Source organism: Streptomyces sp. NPDC058665 (assembly GCF_042714995.1).
In the GTDB taxonomy this organism is placed as follows: Bacteria; Actinomycetota; Actinomycetes; order Streptomycetales; family Streptomycetaceae; genus Streptomyces.
The window spans coordinates 1-19,902 of sequence record NZ_JBHXRX010000039.1; the positions used below are offsets into that span (position 1 = coordinate 1).

At 71.2% G+C, this 19,902-nt stretch carries 17 protein-coding genes; 16 read left to right on the plus strand and 1 reads right to left on the minus strand.

Going from position 1 to position 19,902, the window contains the following annotated elements:
• Nucleotides 1-115: 115 nt before the first annotated feature.
• From ACFWV8_RS24335 to ACFWV8_RS24355, 5 genes are all read left to right on the plus strand, one after another.
• Nucleotides 116-538: a hypothetical protein gene (locus ACFWV8_RS24335; RefSeq protein WP_384206739.1), complete on the plus strand. Its 423-nt coding sequence runs from the start codon at nt 116-118 to the stop codon at nt 536-538.
• Between the two features lie 5 nt (nt 539-543).
• Entirely contained in the window at nt 544-2,049 is a 1,506-nt protein-coding gene (locus tag ACFWV8_RS24340; RefSeq protein ID WP_384206745.1) for a NuoM family protein, read from the plus strand.
• Entirely contained in the window at nt 2,046-3,467 is a 1,422-nt protein-coding gene (locus ACFWV8_RS24345) for an NADH-quinone oxidoreductase subunit N (RefSeq protein ID WP_384206751.1), read from the plus strand. Before ACFWV8_RS24340 ends, ACFWV8_RS24345 begins: the two co-directional genes overlap by 4 nt.
• A 136-nt stretch (nt 3,468-3,603) precedes the next feature.
• The gene (locus ACFWV8_RS24350; RefSeq protein ID WP_384206756.1) at nt 3,604-4,563 is read left to right on the plus strand and encodes a 5-dehydro-4-deoxyglucarate dehydratase; all 960 of its coding nucleotides are present in this window, start codon (nt 3,604-3,606) and stop codon (nt 4,561-4,563) included.
• Between the two features lie 58 nt (nt 4,564-4,621).
• Nucleotides 4,622-5,971 carry an enolase C-terminal domain-like protein gene (locus ACFWV8_RS24355; protein ID WP_384206760.1) on the plus strand — a complete coding sequence of 450 codons (1,350 nt, stop codon included), beginning with the start codon at nt 4,622-4,624 and terminating at the stop codon, nt 5,969-5,971.
• 121 nt (nt 5,972-6,092) lie between these two features.
• Here the strand turns inward: ACFWV8_RS24355 and ACFWV8_RS24360 are convergent, their stop codons facing one another.
• Complete coding sequence (locus ACFWV8_RS24360; protein ID WP_329392212.1) at nt 6,093-6,668, minus strand: TerD family protein; 576 nt, start codon at nt 6,666-6,668, stop codon at nt 6,093-6,095.
• Nucleotides 6,669-6,976: 308 nt separating this feature from the next.
• Here ACFWV8_RS24360 and ACFWV8_RS24365 point away from each other — a divergent pair, with 308 nt between their 5' ends.
• The 11 genes from ACFWV8_RS24365 (at nt 6,977) to ACFWV8_RS24415 (ending at nt 19,896) form a co-directional block, all read left to right on the plus strand.
• Nucleotides 6,977-7,366, plus strand: a complete 390-nt coding sequence (locus tag ACFWV8_RS24365) for a hypothetical protein (protein WP_384206766.1) — start codon at nt 6,977-6,979, stop codon at nt 7,364-7,366.
• 61 nt (nt 7,367-7,427) lie between these two features.
• A complete protein-coding gene (gene pstC, locus ACFWV8_RS24370; RefSeq protein WP_384206769.1) occupies nt 7,428-8,429 on the plus strand; it encodes a phosphate ABC transporter permease subunit PstC in 1,002 nt (333 codons plus the stop codon).
• Between the two features lie 94 nt (nt 8,430-8,523).
• Entirely contained in the window at nt 8,524-9,819 is a 1,296-nt protein-coding gene (gene pstA / locus ACFWV8_RS24375; RefSeq protein ID WP_384206776.1) for a phosphate ABC transporter permease PstA, read from the plus strand.
• Entirely contained in the window at nt 9,816-11,528 is a 1,713-nt protein-coding gene (pstS, locus tag ACFWV8_RS24380; protein ID WP_384206785.1) for a phosphate ABC transporter substrate-binding protein PstS, read from the plus strand. The genes pstA and pstS overlap by 4 nt, the downstream gene beginning before the upstream one ends.
• Nucleotides 11,525-13,978 (plus strand): hypothetical protein, encoded by a 2,454-nt coding sequence (locus ACFWV8_RS24385; RefSeq protein ID WP_384206789.1) that lies wholly within the window; start codon nt 11,525-11,527, stop codon nt 13,976-13,978. The genes pstS and ACFWV8_RS24385 overlap by 4 nt, the downstream gene beginning before the upstream one ends.
• A 209-nt stretch (nt 13,979-14,187) precedes the next feature.
• The gene (locus ACFWV8_RS24390) at nt 14,188-15,153 is read left to right on the plus strand and encodes a substrate-binding domain-containing protein (RefSeq protein ID WP_384206794.1); all 966 of its coding nucleotides are present in this window, start codon (nt 14,188-14,190) and stop codon (nt 15,151-15,153) included.
• Between the two features lie 138 nt (nt 15,154-15,291).
• Nucleotides 15,292-16,695, plus strand: a complete 1,404-nt coding sequence (locus tag ACFWV8_RS24395; protein ID WP_384206801.1) for an Ig-like domain-containing protein — start codon at nt 15,292-15,294, stop codon at nt 16,693-16,695.
• A gap of 215 nt (nt 16,696-16,910) precedes the next feature.
• A complete protein-coding gene (locus ACFWV8_RS24400; protein WP_384206806.1) occupies nt 16,911-17,873 on the plus strand; it encodes a sortase in 963 nt (320 codons plus the stop codon).
• 48 nt (nt 17,874-17,921) lie between these two features.
• On the plus strand, nt 17,922-18,752 hold the full coding sequence (locus ACFWV8_RS24405) for a phosphate ABC transporter ATP-binding protein (RefSeq protein ID WP_384206814.1): 831 nt from the start codon (nt 17,922-17,924) through the stop codon (nt 18,750-18,752).
• Nucleotides 18,749-19,495, plus strand: a complete 747-nt coding sequence (locus tag ACFWV8_RS24410; protein ID WP_384206821.1) for a hypothetical protein — start codon at nt 18,749-18,751, stop codon at nt 19,493-19,495. Before ACFWV8_RS24405 ends, ACFWV8_RS24410 begins: the two co-directional genes overlap by 4 nt.
• Nucleotides 19,496-19,602: 107 nt before the next feature.
• Complete coding sequence (locus tag ACFWV8_RS24415) at nt 19,603-19,896, plus strand: helix-hairpin-helix domain-containing protein (RefSeq protein ID WP_384206827.1); 294 nt, start codon at nt 19,603-19,605, stop codon at nt 19,894-19,896.
• Nucleotides 19,897-19,902 lie beyond the last annotated feature (6 nt).

Below are 19,902 nucleotides of genomic sequence, written 5' to 3' on the forward strand. Positions count from 1 at the left end.
CACCTAGGCCGTGTCTTCGAAGTCCCGCCTGGCCTGCGACGTCTGGCACGGCACCTCGCCGCGTTGTCGGAGTCGTGCGAGTACGTCCAGTACGAGCACGATCCTCCGCCTTGCGATGCACCGCACCAGACGCCGCGGGCCCCGCCTCGCAGGCGGACGGCGCTACTTCGAAGGCACGGCCGCGCCCGTCCCGCGCGCCGCCGTGCGATACGCCCGGAACTGGCTGTTCCTGGAACGGACCGCTCAACTGACCGTTGTCCGCCCCGTGCTGGCCCTGGCCAGGGCACTCGCCGTCTTCGACGACCGCGTCATCGACGGCGCCGTACGGCAGACCGCCCGGGGCGGCCTCGCGGCGGCGCGCCTCGCCCGCCGCCTGGACGACGGCGGCGTCGACGCGGCCGTACGCGCGATCGCGTCCGGCGCCCGGAGCCTGGGCCGCGCGGCGCGCCGCCCGCAGACCGGACTGCTGCACCAGTACTACGCGCAGGCCGCCGCCGGCTTCGCCGTGCTCGTCCTGATCATCCTGTCGGTGAGGTAACCCCTGTGCTGAGCGTCGTCACGTTCCTGCCACTGCTGGTGTGCGCGGTGCTGCTGCTCCTGCCGCGCACCCTTCCCGACAGGGCGTACCTCTGGATCTGGACCGTCACCGCAGCCGCCGATCTGGCCCTGGTCGTCGCGGTGTGGGCGGGGTTCGAGGCCGGCGCGGGGATGCGGTACGAGGAACGGGTGCGCTGGATCCCCGGTGCCGGTGTCGGCTACCACGTGGGCGTGGACGGCCTGTCGCTGCCCCTGGTGGCGCTGACCTGTCTGCTGTTCCTGGCGGTCGCCGTCTTCTCGCTGCGCGAGCGGCGCCGGGTGCGCGCCTACGTCTGCCTCTTCCTCTTCCTGCAGACCGTCTGTGTGGGCCTGTTCGTCGCCCTCGACCTGATCCTGTTCTTCGTCTTCTTCGACCTGTCGATCGTCGGCATGTTCTTCGTGATCGCCGGCTGGGGCCACGGCGAACGCGCCCGCGCCGCCGCGCTGAAGTTCTTCCTCTACACCTTCACCGGCTCCCTGGCCCTGCTGCTCGGTTTCATCGGCCTGTATCTGGCAGCGGACCCGCACACCTTCGACATCGTCGACCTCACCAGGAGCAACCCACTGGCCGGCCGCGGGACTTACGCGGGTCTGGTGCTGCTGGCCATCGGCGCCGGGCTCGCGGTCAAGACCCCGACCGTGCCGTTCCACACCTGGCTGCCCCCGGCCCACACCGATGCCCCCGCCACCGGCTCGGCGATCCTGGCAGGGGTGCTGCTGAAGATGGGCACCTACGGGTTCGTACGTATCGCGATGCCGTTGCTGCCGGGGAGCTGGCGCCACTACGCGCTGGTCGTCGTGGTCGTCGGAGCGGTCTCGGTGGTGTACGGGGCCCTGGTGGCGCTGGCTCAGACCGACTTCAAGCGCATGATCGCGTACACCTCCGTCAACCACATGGGTTATGTCGTCCTGGCCGTCGGCGCCGCCGGGACACTCGCCGGCACGGACGCCCAGGCCCGCTCGCTCGCGGTGACCGGGGCGGTCACCCAGATGGTCAGCCACGGCCTGATCACCGGCGCGCTGTTCCTGCTCACCGGGGTGCTGTACGACCGCGGCCGTACGTACGCGATGGACGCGTACTCGGGTCTGGCCGCCCACACACCCCGTTTCGCGGCGGTCACGGCCGTCGCCGCGTTCGCCGCGCTCGGTATCCCCGGTTTCTCCGGATTCATCGCCGAGTTCCAGATCTTCACCGGCAGCCTGGCCTCCCAGACGATCGCCACCGCCGTCGCCCTGACCGGCATCGTGATCACCGCGGCCCTGTTCCTGACCGCGCTGCGGCGCGTGTTCCTCGGTACGCCGCGACTGCCCGGGGCCATGCCCGCCGGCGGCGTCGCGGACCTCAGAGGCACCGAGGCGTGGCCGACGGTGATCCTGCTCGCCGTCGCCCTGGTGATCGGCGTCGCGCCGCGCTGGCTGCTGGACGTCATCGAACCGGCCGGCCGCACCCTGACCGGACTGGTCGCGCGGTGAACCAGAACCTCACCGCCCTCATCCCCGAACTCGCCCTCCTGGGCGCCGCCGTCATCGGCCTCCTCACCGGCTCCTGGCTGCCCCGCCGGCGCCAGTGGATCGTCGCCGCGCTCGCCGCCACCGCGTGTACGGCCGGTCTGACCGCCACCGCCGTCACCATGGCCACCGGCCGTGAACAGACCGTCTTCTCCGCCGCGTTCGCGGTCGACACCGCCACCGGCATCGGACGGCTGACCGTCCTCACCGCCCTGCTGCTGGTCATCGGCATGTCCGTGGAGACCGTACGGAACCACCCGCGCGAAACCGAGTACTGGGTCCTGCTGCTGATGTCGGGCGCGGGCACGCTCGCCATGACGGGCGCCAACGACCTGCTCATGCTGTTCGCCGGCTATCTGCTGGCCAGTGTGCCCGCGTACGCGCTCGCCGCCTTCGCCAAGGACGCGCGGGGTACCGAAGCCGCCCTGAAGTACTACCTGTTGGGCGCCCTGCTCGGTACCACCATGCTCGCCGGTACGGCGCTGCTGTACGGCGCCGGCCACGCGACCGGCTACGGCGAGCTCAACAGGGCCCTGCCCGGGGCCGGTTACGGACTCGTCGCCGTCGGTCTCGTCGGCGTCCTGGCCGGTCTCTTCTTCAAGATCGGTGCCGTACCCGCCCACTTCTGGGTGCCCGACGTCAGCGACGGAGCTCTCGCGCCGGTCGCCGCCTATGTCACCACCCTCCCCAAGATCGGCGGGCTGATCGCCGCGTACCGCCTGCTCCATCAGGCACTGGCCGGCACCGACGTCAACTGGCCGCTGCTGCTGGCGGTTGTCGCCGCCGCCACCATGACCCTGGGAAACCTGGCGGCGTTCTTCCAGACCTCCGTCAAACGGCTGCTCGCCTACTCCACCATCAGCCAGGTCGGCTACCTTCTGATGGCTCCCGCCGTCGCCACCCGCAGTGAACTCGCCCAGCAGAGCCTGCTGTTCTATCTGGCCGCGTACACCGTCACCAACCTCGGCGCCTTCGCCGTCGTCACCGAACTTCCCCGGGCCCGTTCAATCGGCGACTACCGCGGTCTGGCCCGCTCGCGCCCCGGACTCGCGGCCGTACTCGTCGTCTGCCTCCTCGGTCTGGCCGGCACCCCGCCCACCGGCGTCTTCCTCGGCAAACTGGAGGTCTTCAGCGCGAGTGTCGACGGCGGGCACACCTGGCTCGCCGCACTGGCCGTCGCCAACACCGTGGCGTCGCTCTTCTACTATCTGCGCTGGCTCGGCCCGCTGTTCGTCACCGCCGACGCCGCGCCCGCCGCCGCGCACGCGGTACTGGGACGGTCGGCGGCCGTCACCGCCTATGTGGCAGCCGCGCTCTCCCTGGCGCTCGGCCTCGCGGGGCAGGCTGTCCTCATGCTCGCCGACGACCCACTGCTGCCGTGAAGTCCCCCGCGCGCCAGGCCACTTGAGCGGGGCGACCGATCCGGGCCGGGTGGACCCATTGACCTGTCCTGTTCATGGTTCTAACCTGAGTTCTCATACATGGACAGCATTCATAAGAGAAAGCGGGACCGGACTGATGGCAGGGCTGAGCGTGGAGACCGGGGACGCGACGAGGCGGTTGCGTGACGCGATGGCGGGCGGCGTCCTGTCCTTCCCCCTCACGAGCTTCCAGGAGGACGGCGCTCTCGACCTGCCGGCCTACCGGGCGTACCTGACCGCCCAGTTGGCCGCCGGGCCCGGCGGGGTCTTCGCCGCCTGCGGTACCGGTGAGTTCAGCGGGCTGGCTGAGGACGAGTACCGCGCGGTGGTCACGGCCACCGTCGAGGTGGCCGACGGCCGGCTCCCCGTGGTGGTCGGCGTCGGCTACGGCTGGGCACAGGCGGTGCGGTTCGCCCGGATCGCCGAAGAGGCGGGCGCCGACGCCCTGTTGGTGATGCCGCACTATCTGGTCGAGGCCACCCAGGACGGTCTGGTGGAGCAGCTGCGCCGGATAGCCGCCGGCACCCGGCTGCCGCTCATCGCCTACCAGCGCGGCCCGGTCACCTTCACCCCCGAGGGCCTTCGCCGGATCGCGGACATCCCCACGGTCATCGGCCTCAAGGACGGCCACAGCGATCTCGACCGGCTCCAGCGACTGACCCTCGCGGCACCCGACGGGTTCCTCTTCTTCAACGGCGCGGCGACCGCCGAACTCCAGGCGCGCGCGTACGCGACGGTCGGCGTCCCCGCCTACTCCTCCGCCGTCCACGCCTTCGCGCCCGAGATCGCCGACGCCTTCTTCGCGGCGCTGCGCGACGGCGACGAGGCGACCATGCACAGGCTCCTGCGCGGCTTCTACGTCCCGTTCGTCGAACTGCGCGACCGGGTGCCGGGCTACGCCGTCGCCCTGGTCAAGGCCGCCGCCCGGCTGCGCGGTCTGCCCGTCGGTCCCGTACGCGCCCCGCTCATGGACCCCGGCCCGGCGGACCTCGCCGACCTGGAGAAGATCCTCGACGACGGCCTGAGCCTGGTCGGCGCCGTACGACGACGAGGCTGAACGCCCCCCCCGAAGAGGACGCGCCCGAACGCCCCCCGTCCGTAAGGATTTCTTGACCATGAGCACGAGCACGAGTTCGCGGAACCGGCCGACCGTCACCGCGTTCTCCGTCTATCCGGTGGCCGGCCGGGACAGCATGGAGCTGAACCTCTCCGGCGCGCACGGGCCCTACTTCACCCGTAACGTCGTGATCATCGAGGACTCCGAGGGACGGACGGGGCTCGGCGAGGTGCCAGGCGGGGAGAAGATCACGCGGACGCTGCGGGACGCCGAATCCCTCGTGGTCGGCGCGAAGGTCGGCGACTTCAAGCGGGTCCTGAGGGAGATCGGGGACCGGTTCGCCGGCCGGGACTCAGGAGGCAGGGGCGGTCAGACCTTCGACCTGCGTACGACGGTGCACGCCGTCACGGCCGTCGAGTCGGCGCTCCTCGATCTCCTGGGGCAGCACCTGGACGTGCCCGTCGCGGCACTGCTCGGCGACGGGCAGCAGCGCGACTCCGTGCGGGTGCTGGGCTACCTCTTCTACGTCGGGGACCCCGGCCTGACCGACCTGGAGTACGTGCGTGAGCCCGGCGCGGCCGAGGACTGGTACCGCATCCGGCACGAGGAGGCCCTGACCCCGGAGGCGATCGTCCGCCAGGCCGAGGCCACCCACGACCTGTACGGCTTCCGGGACTTCAAGCTCAAGGGCGGTGTGCTGCCGGGCGCGGAGGAGGTCAGGGCCGTACGCGCGCTCAAGGAGCGCTTCCCGGAGGCCCGGATCACCCTCGATCCGAACGGCGCGTGGTCGCTGCGCGAGGCGGTCGCGCTGTGCTCGCCGCTGGTCGGCACGCTCGCCTACGCGGAGGACCCCTGCGGGGCCGAGGACGGCTACTCCGGGCGGGAGATCCTGGCGGAGTTCCGCCGCGCCACCGGTCTGCCGACGGCGACGAACATGGTCGCGACCGACTGGCGCCAGCTCACCCAGGCCCTGGCGCTGCAATCGGTGTCCATACCCCTCGCCGATCCGCACTTCTGGACCATGCAGGGGTCGGTCCGCGTCGCGCAGCTCTGTGAGGCGAGCGGTCTGACCTGGGGCTGTCACTCCAACAACCACTTCGACATCTCCCTCGCCATGGTGACCCACTGCGGGGCCGCCGCGCCCGGCGAGTACAACGCCCTTGACACGCACTGGATCTGGCAGGAGGGCCTGGAGCGGCTCACCACGGCGCCGCCGCGCATCGTCGGAGGCGAGATCGCCGTCCCCGACGCGCCGGGCCTCGGCGTGCGGATCGACATGGACCGACTCCTCGCGGCCCACGAGCTCTACCGGGAGAAGGCGCTGGGCGCGCGCGACGACGCCATCGGGATGCGGTATCTCGTCCCCGCCTGGGAGTTCGACGCGAAGCGGCCCTGCCTGGTGCGCTGAGACCGCGTGGGCGGGGCTCCTGCCGCCGCCGATGGGCGCCGTCGCCCCGCCGGTGCCGGGGGAAGGGGGAGGGGGAAGGAGGACACGGCCCGCGACAGCGCCGCCGCGGGCCGTGCCCGGTTCAGACGCCGACGCCGAAGTCGGAGGCGATGCCGGAGAGACCGGAGGCGTAACCCTGGCCCACCGCGCGGAACTTCCACTCCGCGCCGTTGCGGTACAGCTCGCCGAAGACCATCGCGGTCTCCGTCGAGGCGTCCTCCGTGAGGTCGTAGCGCGCGAGTTCGGCGCCGCCGTCCTGGTTCACCACGCGGATGAACGCGTTGCGGACCTGGCCGAAGCTCTGGCCGCGCGACTCCGCCTCATGGATGGAGACCGGGAAGACGATCTTGTCGACCTCGGCCGGGACACCCGCCAGGTTGACCTTCACCGACTCGTCGTCGCCCTCGCCCTCACCGGTGAGGTTGTCACCAGTGTGCTCGACCGAACCGTCGGGGCTCTTCAGGTTGTTGTAGAAGATGAAGTGCTGGTCCGAGGGGACCTTGCCGTCCGCCTTGACCAGCAGCGCGCTCGCGTCGAGGTCGAAGTCGGCGCCGGTCGTGCTGCGTGCGTCCCAGCCCAGGCCGATGAGCACCGCCGTCAGGCCCGGGGCCTCCTTGCTGAGCGAAACGTTGCCGCCTTTGGAGAGGGAAACTCCCACGATCTTCTCCTGGTGCTCGATGGTGTGCTCACACATGTGGACCCTTCGAAATCTACAACACTGTAGAAGTTGGCGGGGTGTTGCCTCAGGCATCCACATGGCCCGCCGCGGACCGACCCGGGAGCCCAACTCGCTTGCCCCGCAGGGGAGAAAGGGCTTGCTTCCGGTGTACTGCGAGCGGCCTAAGGGCAACTTCGTCATGAAACTCGACAGCGTTGTCGGGTTTATGGCGTCCGCTGTCACGTCCGTCTCAATAAATTGCGCCTGCCGCCCCGCTCTCCGATGGGGCGGCGGGGGTGGGGACTGACATGACGGACACCGGTGGCATGGACGGTGGCGACAGACCGGACGCGGGCGGGGCCCGTTGCCGGATAGACGTCGATGCGGACGGGGCGTACAGCTGGCGGGTGGTCGCGCAGAACGGCCGGGTGGTCGCGGTCTCCGCGGAGCCGTTCGGCGAGTACGGCCAGTGCCGCAGCGCCTTCGAGACGCTGTGCCGCAGCCGCGCGGAACTCGCGGGCGCCGTTCAGCACACGGCGGGGGGCAACGGCTGGATGTGGTTATTACGTGACGCCGGCGGCGGCGTGGTTGCCGTCTCGGCGCGCCCCTACGAACGGCACTCGACCTGCCGTGCAGCTTGGCAGAGATTCCACGCGTTGCTGAGGGAGATGGAGGAAGTTACCGGAAGTTGCCCTTAGGGCACACCTCGTTCACATCTCGGTGCGCGCTCGTCAATCGCGTATCGAGAGCGTCGGCCGCGTGACGAGAAAAGCGAGTGGGGCGGAAGCCGATGTGCCCCGGAAGCTCTACGCGGACCCGGGCCTGCCCGACCGCGTCTTCCGGGGCGTCGCCCGTGGCGGGGGCGGTTTCGTTCTCGCCGTCATGCTCATGGTGGGCGGATTCCTGCTCTACCGCGCCTGGCAGGCGCTCTCCAAGGCCGGCTGGTCGTTCCTGACGACCGAGACCTGGGAACCGGAGGCCGGCCGCTTCGGGATCGCGGCGGTGCTGGTCGGGACCGTGCTGATCGCACTGGTCGCGATCGTCGTCGCGGTACCGCTGGCGGTCGGCGGGGCGCTCTACATCTCGGAGTACGCGCCGCCCCGGCTGCGGCAGACGCTGATCGGTGTGGTCGACCTGATGGCGGCCGTGCCGTCCGTCGTCTACGGCCTGTGGGGGCTGTTCTTCTTCGAGGGCCAGATCCTGCCCACCGCCCGCTGGATCGCCACCTATCTGGGCTGGATACCGGTCTTCAGCGTGCCCGGGGCCGATCCGGCCGACCCGCTCGCGCCGGAGACCGTCTACACGTCCTCGACCCTCATCGCGGGCGTCGTCGTCGCCCTGATGGTGGCTCCGATCGCGTGCTCCGTGATGCGCGAGGTGTTCTCGCAGGCGCCGGTCGGCGAGCGCGAGGGCGCGTTCGCGCTGGGGGCCACCCGCTGGGGAATGATCTCCAGCGTCGTCCTGCCGTTCGGCAAGGGCGGCATGATCGGCGGCACGATGCTCGGGCTCGGCCGCGCGCTGGGCGAGACCATCGGGGTGTACCTGATCATCTCGCCGGTCTTCGAGATCCAGTGGCATGTGCTCCAGAGCGGCTCCAGTTCGGTCGCCGCGCTGATCGCCCTGCGCTACGGCGAGGCAAGCGAGTTCGGCATGTCGGCGCTGATGGCCGCGGGCTTCGCGCTCTTCCTGATGACTCTCGTCGTCAACTTCGCCGCCTCCTCGATCGTCGCCCGCAGCCGCTCCGGAGCGGCGAGCGAATGAGGCCGGGGCGAGCGGTGCCGGAGCGAATCAGGCCCACGTGAATGAGGCCGGGGCGAGTGACAGAAGTCCACAAGTCGACGAGGGGACACCGCAGATGACCATCGCGCCGGAGAGACCGGCCGCGCCGGGCACCCCCGGTCCGCCCCCGCGCGCCCCGTCGGTGGGGGAGGAGCGGCGCTCGCCGAGCCAGCTGCGCGCCACCGACGTGTACGCGCTGCTCGGCGCCGCTGCCGCCGCCCTGTCCTTCACCGGGCTGCTCTTCACCCGGCTGCTGCCGTTCAGCGGCGCCGTCGGCTTCCTGGTCGTCGCGTACCTCCTGTTCCTGCTGCTCTACGGCCTGTTGGTCTCCTTCGACGAGGCGGGGCCGGCGGTACGCGACCGGCTCGCGGCCGTCGTCGTACAGAGCCTCGGCCTGGTGATGGTCGGCGCGCTCGCGTGCGTCGTCGTCTACACGCTGTGGGAGGGCCGCAAGGCGCTGCCGCACCTGAACTTCTTCACCCAGGACATGGCCGAGGCCGGCCCGCTGGATCCGCTGACGACCGGCGGCATCGTGCACGCGATCCTCGGCACCCTCGAACAGATCACCATCGCGCTCGCCATCACGGTCCCGACCGGGCTGCTCTGCGCGGTCTTCCTCAACGAGGTCCCGGGCCGCTTCGCCCGGTTCGTACGGACCGTCGTCGAGGCGATGACCGCGCTGCCGTCGATCGTCGCGGGTCTGTTCATCTACGCGACGATCATCCTCGCGCTCGGCTTCGACCGGTCCGGCTTCGCGGCATCCCTCGCGCTCGCCGTGATGATGCTGCCGATCATCATCAGGGCCGCCGACGTGGTGATCCGGCTGGTGCCGGGCAATCTGCGCGAGGCGGCGTACGCGCTCGGCACCTCGCGCTGGCGCACCGTCTGGCACGTGGTGCTGCCGACCGCGCGCTCCGGTCTGACGACCTCCGTGATCCTCGGTACCGCGCGCGGGGTCGGTGAGACCTCGCCGGTGCTGCTCACAGCCGGATTCACCGCCGAGATCAACGCCAACCCGATCGAGGGGCCGCAGCTCTCCCTGCCGCTGGCCACCTTCGAGTTCGTCAAGTCGCCCGAACCCACCATGATCGCGCGCGGTTTCGGTACGGCGGCGGTGCTGATGGCCCTGGTGCTGCTGCTGTTCGTGATCGCCCGGGTCATCGGCGGGCGCGGCCCCGGTCAGCTGACGCGCCGTCAGGAACACCGCAGGGTACGGGCGTCGCGGCAGGACGCCGAACGGATGGCGGCCCGCGCCGCGGCCCGTCCCGCAGGCGCCGGTCCCGCAGGCGCCGTGCCGCCCCCGGGCCCCGGCCCGGTTCCCCTCACCAAGCAGCCGAGTCCACCCCGTACACCCAGAAGGAGTGCCCCGTGAGACCGGCCACCGTCTCCCGACTGACCATGGCGGTAGCCGCGTTGCTCTGCGCGCTGCTCGCCTTCCACCCGCCGGCCGCCGAGGCGGCCTCGTACACCAAGATCAGCGGCGCGGGCTCCACCTGGAGCTCCAACGCGCTCGACCAGTGGCGCCGCAACGTCTCCTCCAACAGCGGTATGACGGTCAACTACGCGGCGCTGGGCTCCTCGGTCGGCCGTGAGCAGTTCAAGAACGGCACCGCCGACTTCGCCGTCTCCGAGATCCCGTACGGGCTGACCGAGGCCGGTGCGACGGACGCCCCGCCCAAGCGCGGCTACGCCTACATGCCGATCGTCGCGGGCGGCACCGCCTTCATGTACAACCTCAAGATCGGTGGCAAGAAGGTCACCAATCTGCGGCTCTCCGGCGACGTCGTCACCAAGATCTTCACCGGGAAGATCACCATGTGGAACGCGGCGGAGATCCGGGCCGACAACCCCGGGCTCAACCTGCCCGCGCGCCGCGTCGTCCCGGTCGTGCGTTCCGACGGCTCCGGTACGACGGCCCAGCTCACCACCTGGATGGCCAAGGAACACGGCAGCCTGTGGAACGACTACTGCCGCCGTGCGGGCAGGTCCACGCCGTGCGGAATGACCTCGTACTTCCCCGTCGTGCCCGGGTCCTCGCACATCGCCAAGTCCGGTTCGCTCGGCGTCTCCGGCTTCACCAAGCAGGGGCACGCCGACGGGGCGATCACCTACGTCGAGTACTCGTACGCGATCACGACCGGCTTCCCGGTGGCGAAACTGCTCAACGCGTCCGGGTACTACGTCGAGCCGACCGCGTCGAGCGTCGCCGTGGCCCTGATGCGGGCCCGCATCAACGAGGACAAGAGCTCGCCGAACTATCTGACGCAGATCCTCGACAACGTCTACCGGTCGCCCGACCGCCGCACGTACGCGCTCTCCAGCTACAGCTACATGATCATCCCGACCAAGGCCGAACAGCCCTTCACCACCGCCAAGGGCAAGACACTCGGCACCTTCGCCAACTACTTCCTCTGCGACGGCCAGCAACAGGCCGAGGAGCTGGGGTACTCGCCCCTCCCCAGGAACCTGGTCGAGGCCGGATTCGCGCAGGTCAAGAAGATCCCGGGAGCGCCGTCCGGCAGCACCGACATCTCGAAGTGCCGTAACCCCACCTTCTCCGCCGACGGCTCCAACACCCTTGCCAAGAACGCCCCTTACCCGAAGGCGTGCGACAAGCGCGGACCGACGCAGTGCGCGGACGGCACGGCAGGCGCCAAGGAGAAGACACCCGTGAAGCCCGGTGCGACGGGCGGCGGCTCCGGCGGCGGGACCGGCGGCGCGGCCACCGGCGGCACCGGGGGCGGTGGCACGGGCGGCGCCTCGGGCGGCGCGGCCACGGCCGGCACGGGCGGCGCCTCCACCGAGGGCGCCACGGGCGCCGGCGGAACCTCCGGCGAGACGGCGGGCAGCGCGGCCGGCGGTGCCATCGACCCGGACACCGGCGAACTGATCGCCGACGAATCCCTCGGGGACTCCTCGGTCGCGGCCAACCCCGTCACGCTCGCCTCCGGCGACTCCGGTGGTCTGCGCGGCGTCCTCATGGCCCTGTCCGCAGTGCTGCTGCTCGGCGTCGTCGTCGGGCCGCCGCTCACCGCACGCGCCCTGGCCGCGCGCACCCGACGCAAGGAAGGCTTCCGATGAGCAGGCCCACGGCCGTACGCGTACGGCTGACGACAGGCATCGCCGCGCTGTTCGCCGCCCTCGTGGTGGCACTGCTCCCGCTGCCCGCCGCGACCACCCCCGCCGAGGCGGCGCCCGCCGGCTCGGCGGTGACCGTGAGCGGTAAGAAGGGGAAGTACGACGACTTCTCCGGCCTCAAGGTCACCGTCCACCAGACCAGGCAGCTCCGCGCCCAGGGCGTCCGCGTGAGCTGGACCGGCGCCAAGCCCACCGAGAGCGGCTTCAGGCACAACTACCTCCAGATCATGCAGTGCTGGGGCGGCTCCGGGGGACCCCGGCGCGAGCAGTGCCAGTTCGGCGGCAGCGGCGTACGGCAGGGCGGCTCCTGGACGTCGCTCAGGCAGATCGGCGCGGTGCCCGACCCGGCGGAGACGGAGTACGTCGACAACGGGGAGCGCGAGTCGTACGTCCCCTTCGAGCCCGCCAACGGCCAGCCGAAGACCACCGGGTCCCGGGACTGGACCTACTTCGGCACCCTGAACACCAACGAGGAGCCGTACGCGGTCACTCACGCGGACGGCACCGGCGAGTTCACCTTCCCGATGCTCACCGATCAGGAGGCCGACCAGCTCGGCTGCGGCGCCCCGGTGACGCAGGGCGGCGTCGTCAAGGGCCGCTCCTGCTTCCTGGTGATCGTCCCGCGCGGTGAACACGACGTCGACGGCACGACGGGCGCGGGCAACCCGCTCCAGTCGTCCCCGCTCTCCGCCTCCAACTGGGCGCAGCGCATGGTCGTTCCGCTGGAATTCCTGCCTGTCGGCAACACCTGCCCGGCCGACCGGGAGGAGCGCCGGGTCACCGGCTCGGAGCTGGTCACCGACGCGATCTCGTCGTGGCAGCCCGCGGTCTGCTCGGCGCCCGGCGGCGCCAAGTTCGCCTTCAGCCAGAGTGGTGAGGCCGGGGCCAGGGACACGATCTCCCGCCCGGCCGCCGGATCGCCGGGACTCGCCTTCACCGTCGACCCGGTCGAGGCACCGGCGGACGGTCCCGACGTCGTGCACGCGCCCGTGGCCGTCAGCGGTCTCGCGGTGGGCTACTTCGTCGAACTGCCCGGGGCCGGACAGCTCACCTCGATGAAACTCACCCCCAGACTGCTCGCGAAGCTGCTCACCTCCTCGTACCAGAAGGATGTGACCCGCAGCAGGCGTGAAATACCCGAGCATGTCAAGGACAATCCGCTCAGCCTGTTCCACGACCCGGAATTCAAAGAGCTGAACCCTGAATTCAAGGACTGGAAAGCGACCTCGCAGCCGCCCATGAGTCTCATGGTCCAGCTCGCGAATACGGACACCACGAGAATGGCCTGGCAGTGGCTCAGGTCGGACCGCGAGGCGAAGGAATTCCTCTCGGGCACCGCGGACCCCTGGGGAGCGAAGATCAATCCCTTCTTCGCCGACCTCGGTCTCGCCACGGACGAGTCGCTGTCCGACTTCCCCAAGGCGGACCCCACCAAGACCGAGGTGACGATCGGCGAGGAGACCCTGGAGTACAGCACCACCGAGGTCGCCCCGTACGTCCAGGACATGCACGACGGCGCGCTGCGCACCCGGCGCGGCAACAACGGCGCCACCACCACGGCCGACGCGGGCAGCAACGGCTCGCCCGCCAAGCTGATCAACACCCCGCCGCTGCCCGGTCAGCGGATGGTCCTCGCCCTCGTCGACGCCGCGTCCGCCTCGCGCTACGGCCTTCAGACGGCCGAACTGCGCAACGCCGGCGGGAAATTCGTTCCGCCCACCGAGGACTCGCTGCTCGCCGGGGTGGCCGCGATGAAGAAGTCCCCGGTGGCGGGGGTGCTCGGGACCGACCCGGGCGCGGCGAAGGGCGGCGCCTACCCCCTCGCCTCGGTCGTGTACGCGGCCGGATTCACCAACACCGCCGCCGCCGACCGCAAGGACTACGCTTCCCTGATCCGCTACGCGGCCGGTGCGGGTCAGGCCCCCGGAGTCTCGCGGGGACAGCTTCCGCCCGGATACGCCCCGCTGCCCAAGGCGATGCGCACCCAGGCGCTGGCCGCGGCCGACCGGCTGCAGAACGCCAACGAGGCCGGCGGGGAAGGCGATTCCGGCGGCGGCAGCGGTGGCGGCGAGGGCTCTGGCGGAGCCGCCGGGGGCTCCCTGGCGGACGACGGGTCCGCCGGCGGCGGCGCGGCCGGCGGAACCGGCGGTTCCGGCGGGGCGTCGGGCTCCGGCGATCCGTCCGCCGACGCGGACGCGGCGGCGCCCAAGGTCTCCGCGACCTCACCGGACCCGGAGAAGCAGAACGTGGCCGAATCCGGCGGTCTGACTCCCTCCACCATTCTCGGGATCATCCGCTGGGTGCTGCTCGGTGTGCTGGTCGCGGGCGGAATCGCCGCTCTGTCGGGTCCTGTTCTGCTACGGCTTTCGGCCCGGAAATCGGTGGGTGGCTGATGTCTTTCGCCGGGTTCTCCAGGAGTCGTCCAGTCAATCGATTCGTAACCTGATCAACGGTACGAGTTGGTGGCCGCCCGTAACCGGATGCGGAAAGGTGATGCACATCCGGTCGACGGGCCGGTGGTCGAAAGAATCCGGAATTCTGAATTTCGCGTTTCCGCTTGAACGTCCATTCCTCATATCCGTAATCACGGAGGAGAACAGAAGTGAACGTCAAGTCCCGCGTACGTATCGGTGCCCTGGTCGGCGCCACCGCTCTCGCCATCGGCGCCCTGGCCGTTCCGGCCCAGGCCGACCCGCCGCCCGGCGAGTACCGCGTGCTGGCCGGTGTCGGCTCGGACACCACCCAGGACGTGTTCAACGGTCTCGGCAACGCCGTCGCCTCCGGTGACCTGATCGCCTCGTACAACGCCACCGGCCCCGCCATCAAGACGCGCGAGGTGAACTGTGACCTCACGCGACCGAACGGCTCGTCGGCCGGTATCAACGCGCTGCGCAACGCGGTCGACAACAACACGGGTTGCCTGGACTTCGCGCGCTCCTCGCGCGGTGTCAACAACGACTCGACGACCGACCTGACCTGGATCCCGTTCGCCAAGGACGCGGTGACCTTCGCGGTCCGCGGCGACAGCGACCTGCCCACCGCGCTCACCACGCAGCAGCTCACGGACATCTACACCTGCGACCTCGATGAGCTCAACGGTGTCGCGCTCACCCCGCTGCTGCCGCAGGCCGGCTCCGGCACCCGCTCCTTCTTCCTGGGCGCCCTGGGTCTGACCGAGGACACCTTCGGCCCGTGTGTCGACGACACGGTCCAGGAGCACAACGGTGAGGAGCTGGACAGCGAGGGCGACATCGCCCCGTACTCCATCGCCCAGTACATCGCTCAGGGCAACCAGCCCGGCGATGTCATCGACCGTCGCGGCTTCTCCGTGCTCGGCTCGGTGGACGGCGCCCAGCCGACGCTGGCCGACGGCAAGCTGAACACCGCGTTCCCGTTCAACCGTGACGTCTACAACGTCGTCCCGACCGAGAACCTGGACCTCCCGAACATCGAGGCGGCCTTCGTGACCGGCGACTCCCTGGTCTGCGACCAGGACGCCGTCATCGAGGAGTACGGCTTCGGCACCGTCGCCAACTGCGGCAGCACCGTCCTGAAGGGCGAAAGCTGATCACCACCGACTGACCGGCACGACGGCCGGACACCCCTCGGGGTGTCCGGCCACCCGGCGTACCCGGCGACGGGCACGCCACCGACCACGCTCAACTCAACTGACCCGACAGACAGTCCTACTGGGGGGCAACCCACCATGAGTAACACCGCACCGCCCGGCTCGTCGTCCAGAACACCCACGCTCCTGCTGATCGGCTCGCTGCTGCTGGCAGTGGCCGCCGCCGTGCTCGGTATCGCCCCCCAGGCCCGAGCGGCCGGGGACATCGGTGAGCTGACGTTCCCGGCGACCTCGGGCAAGATCGCCGACAACCCGACCTTCCCCAAAGTCGCCACCGAGGCCGCGTGCCCCACCGCCACAGCGGCGCAGCTCGACCTGACCCTCGTCCGCGCCTCGGGCGGCACGCTCCTGCTCGGCAGGACGAAGGAGGGCGCGCCGTACGACCAGGGGCCGGTCACGGCGGACATCCCCGTGGGGACCGCACTGGAGACGCGACTGCGCACCGTGACCCCCACCGGTTCGCTCGACGGCACCTACGAGATCCGGCTCTTCTGCCGCAACGCCACCAACGTCGGATTCGACTACTTCAGCGCCCAGATCCAGGTCACCGGTGACTCCTGGGCGGTCAAGGCCGCCGCGGCCGAACCGACCACGACGACCCTCACCGCGACCCCGGCGAACACCTCACCGGCGGGTACGGAGGTCAAACTGACGGCCGCCGTCACGCCCGCCGGAGCGGCGGGCAAGGTGACGTTCCTCGACGGCGCCACCGAACTGGGCGCCGTCGATGTCGCCGCGGGCGCCGCCGAGTTGAAGACGAAGACGCTCGCGGCGGGACCGCACACCCTGACGGCGAAGTACGTTCCGACGGACCCGGCCGCGTACGCCCCCTCGGACTCGGCGGCCGTCTCGTACACGGTCACCCCGGCAGGCTCATCGCCGCCGCCGAGCTCCGACCCGGACCCGGACCCCGACCCGGACCCGAGCGAGACCGAGCCCGCCGACCTCGACGTCACCGACCAGGACGGCAACACGCTGGACGTGAACCCGACCCTCACCGCCGGGCAGACCGTTCTGATCACCGCCCGCGGCTACACCGATGACGCCAAGGTCAAGGTCGCGCTCGCCGACAGCGAGGAGCCCTTCCCGGACGCCACGGCCGACGGTGAAGGCACCGTGAGCGACTACGAGTTCAAGGTCCCCGACGCGCTGGCGGACGGCTCGTACACCCTCACGCTCACCGAGGACAAGGCGGACGGCCACAGCGTCGAGTTCGTCTTCACCCTCGGCGAGGCACCGGATCCCGACCCCAGCCCGAGTGACACGGCGGGTGCCGACGGCGGCACCGCAGACGGCGGCTCGACGGACGGAGCGAGCGGGGGGTCCGACAGCGGCGGTTCCGGTGGCGACGGCGGCGGCTCGGGTGGGCTCGCTTCGACCGGCGGCAGCGCCCTGTCGCTGGCTCTGGCCGCGCTCTCCCTGTGCGGTCTCGGCGCGGCGTTCGTGCTGCGCGCCCGCCGCGGGGGACTGCTCAGGTTCTGACGTACGGGGGGAGGGGCGGCCGGGACCGCACCCGACCCCGGCCGCCCCGCCCCGTACCGAAGCCCCGGCCTGATCCACAAGACACCCCCCTTGGGGGCGCCTTGTGGCTCAGGCCGGGCTCGCTGCGACCGCACGCACCAGCCCCTGCTCCCTCATCCCGCCTGATCCACAGCACACCCCCATCCCAGTCCCGCCCCGCGAGGAGCGCATCCGACGTGACGACCGTGTTGACACCGCCACCGTCTCCGCCACCGCCTTCATCGGCCGTCCCGCCGCCGCCCGCCCCGGCGACCGCGCCCCCGCCGGGCCCCGGGGGCGGGCGGCCCCCGGCCCGCCCCGGGCTCGCGTTCGCCGGGGCGGCGCTGTGCGTGCTCGCCGCCGTCCTGCTCGGCTTCGCCGCCAACCTCACCGTCGTCGGGCATCTCCAGCACGCCCGCGACCAGCAGACCGCCTACGACGAGCTGCGCAAGCAACTCGCCCTCGGCACCGCCCCGGTGGGCCAGCGGACCTATGACGGAAAGACCCTCGCCATGGGCGCGCCCGTCGCGCTCCTGCGTATCCCCTCCCTCGGGCTGCGTGAGGTGGTCGGCGAGGGCACCACGTCCGGCGTACTCATGTCGGGGCCCGGCCACCGCCGCGACACGGCGCTGCCCGGCCAGGAGGGCACCAGCGTGATCATGGGCCGCCAGTGGGGTTACGGCAGCCCGTTCAACGCGCTCGGCAAGCTCCTCCCCGGCACACCCATCGAGGTGACGACCGGTCAGGGCAAGGCCGTGTACGAGGTGTTGGGGGTACGGCGCCCCGGCGACAAGCTGCCCGCCCCGCTCGCCCAGGGCCGGGGCCGGCTCACCCTCATGACCGCGTCCGGCGCCCCGTACACCCCCGCCGGGGTGCTCCGGGTCGACGCCGCGCTCACCACCCCGGTCCAGCCCAGCCCGCCCCGGCCGCTGCGCAGCGGCTGGATCGGCCCCGCCGAGGAGGCGCTCGCCGGCGACAACGGCGCCTGGCTCGCGGTCTTCCTCTGGTCGCAGGGCCTGCTGATCGCCGCCCTCCTCACCGTCTGGCTGCACCGGGTGTGGGGGACCTGGCAGACCTGGATCGCCGCCGGCCCCGTGCTGGTCGCGCTCGGTATCGCCGTCTCCGGCGCCGCCACCCGGATCCTGCCCAACCTGCTCTGAACAGCCTGCTCTGAACAACCTGCCTTGAAAGAACGGGAGTTGGTCACCATGACCGCCGTCACCACAGCCCTGTCCACGGCTGCCACGAGCAGCCGCGCGGCGTCCCCCGCGACGCTCGAAGCCGAGGAGATCTCCGCCTGGTTCGCCGACCACAAGGTCCTCGACCGGGTCTCGCTCACCATGCCCGCGCTGGAGGTCACCGCCCTCATCGGCCCGTCCGGCTGCGGCAAATCGACCTTCCTGCGCATCCTCAACCGGATGCACGAACTGATCGGCTCCGCCTCGCTCGCCGGCCGGGTGCTGCTCGACGGCGAGGACATCTACGACCGGGGCCGCCGCATCACCCGCGCCCGCCGCGAGATCGGCATGGTCTTCCAGAAGCCCAACCCGTTCCCCGCGATGTCGCTGTACGACAACGTCCTCGCGGGCCTGAAGCTCAACGGCATCCGCGCCAACAGCTCAGGCAAGGACGACCTCGTCGAGGAGTGCCTGACCAAGGCCGGCCTCTGGCGCGAGGTCAAGGACCGGCTCCGCCAGCCCGGCGGCGCGCTCTCCGGCGGCCAGCAGCAACGCCTGTGCATCGCACGGTCGTTGGCGGTACGCCCCCGGGTGCTGCTGATGGACGAGCCCTGCTCCGCGCTCGACCCGACCTCCACACGCCGTATCGAGGAGACCATCGCCGACCTCAAGGAGGAGGTCACCATCGTCATCGTCACCCACAACATGCAGCAGGCGGCCCGCGTCTCGGACAACTGCGCGTTCTTCCTCGCAGAACAGGGCGCACCCGGCGTGATCGTCGAGCACGGGACGACTGACGCCATGTTCAACTTCCCCCAGGACAGCCGGACTTCGGACTACGTGAACGGCCGCTTCGGATGACGGCACGCGGGCGCCGACGCCGGCGCGCAGCGGCCCTGTGCACGCTGCTCCTCGCGCTCACCGCGTGCGGTACGGCCCCGGGCCCCGGCCCCTCGGACTACGAGGCCGCGCGCCACGCCACGTCGTCCACCGCGCCGCCGGCCGTGGAGCCGCCCCGGCCGGAGCCGCCCGCGCCCCGCCCGACAACGCCGCCGCCTCCCTCCCCGCGTACGACGGCCGCGCTCCCCGGCACACCGCGCGTCCCCTCCCGCACGCGCGAGCCGTCGGCGCCCCGCGCCCCGGCCCGCCCGACCCTCGGCCCGAGCACCCCGAAGTCCCCGCCCCCCAAGTCCCCCTCCGCGAAGCCGTCCGCCAGGCCGAGCACGACCGCCCGGCCCACCGGCACCACGCTGCGGATCGGATCATGGTCGGCCAGGATCGTCCGCGGGGGCCAGGAAGCCGTCGACGCCTGCCGCGACGCCGTCCAGTGGACGGGCCCGGACCTCGGCACGGAGGACGGCTACGCGATGCGTACAGCGGTCGTCGTCGGCCATGACTTCTGCGGCTTCGGACAGCTCGCGACACTGGCGATCGGCACCGTGGTCACCGTGGAGACCCCACGCGAGTTACTGCGCTACCGCGTCTACGCCCGCCACCTCACCCCCGGCCGCGGCGCCCCGGCCCACGGCCTCTACTGGGGCGATCTCACCCTCCAGTCCTGCGTGGGCCCTGACACGGGCTTCACCTATCTGGAACGGCTCTGAGGACGGCGCCCCCCCGGGCCGTCCGATTCGTTCAAGACCCGCCCCGGGCGCCCCGCCTACGGTGGCCGCATGAGCAGAGAAACGGACCAGTGGCAGGAGGGGCCCCGATGACCTCGTACGACGGATCCGACCTCACCCGGCTGGCCAACGTCGGCCGCTCCGTGGCCGGTCACTTCGCAACCATCGGCATCACCAGGGTCGCCCAGCTGGTGGACCAGGACCCGGTCGAGCTGTACGAGCGGATGTCGGCCGCCGCCGGCCGCAGGCACGACCCGTGCCTGCTCGACACGGTGATGTCCGCGGTGGACCAGGCGGAAGGCCGCCCCGCCCGCCCGTGGTGGCACTACACCCCGGAACGCAAGCGCCTCCAGGCGGGACAGGAAGCGGGGCAGCGAGGCTGACCCGGC

Coding starts and splice junctions, on each gene's coding strand:
- ACFWV8_RS24365 (WP_384206766.1), top strand. CDS start 6,977: ATGACGGACACCGGTGGCATGGACGGTGGCGACAGACCGGACGCGGGC.
- ACFWV8_RS24415 (WP_384206827.1), top strand. CDS start 19,603: ATGACCTCGTACGACGGATCCGACCTCACCCGGCTGGCCAACGTCGGC.
- ACFWV8_RS24405 (WP_384206814.1), top strand. CDS start 17,922: ATGACCGCCGTCACCACAGCCCTGTCCACGGCTGCCACGAGCAGCCGC.
- ACFWV8_RS24410 (WP_384206821.1), top strand. CDS start 18,749: ATGACGGCACGCGGGCGCCGACGCCGGCGCGCAGCGGCCCTGTGCACG.
- ACFWV8_RS24385 (WP_384206789.1), top strand. CDS start 11,525: ATGAGCAGGCCCACGGCCGTACGCGTACGGCTGACGACAGGCATCGCC.
- ACFWV8_RS24355 (WP_384206760.1), top strand. CDS start 4,622: ATGAGCACGAGCACGAGTTCGCGGAACCGGCCGACCGTCACCGCGTTC.
- pstA (WP_384206776.1), top strand. CDS start 8,524: ATGACCATCGCGCCGGAGAGACCGGCCGCGCCGGGCACCCCCGGTCCG.
- ACFWV8_RS24335 (WP_384206739.1), top strand. CDS start 116: ATGCACCGCACCAGACGCCGCGGGCCCCGCCTCGCAGGCGGACGGCGC.
- ACFWV8_RS24350 (WP_384206756.1), top strand. CDS start 3,604: ATGGCAGGGCTGAGCGTGGAGACCGGGGACGCGACGAGGCGGTTGCGT.
- ACFWV8_RS24395 (WP_384206801.1), top strand. CDS start 15,292: ATGAGTAACACCGCACCGCCCGGCTCGTCGTCCAGAACACCCACGCTC.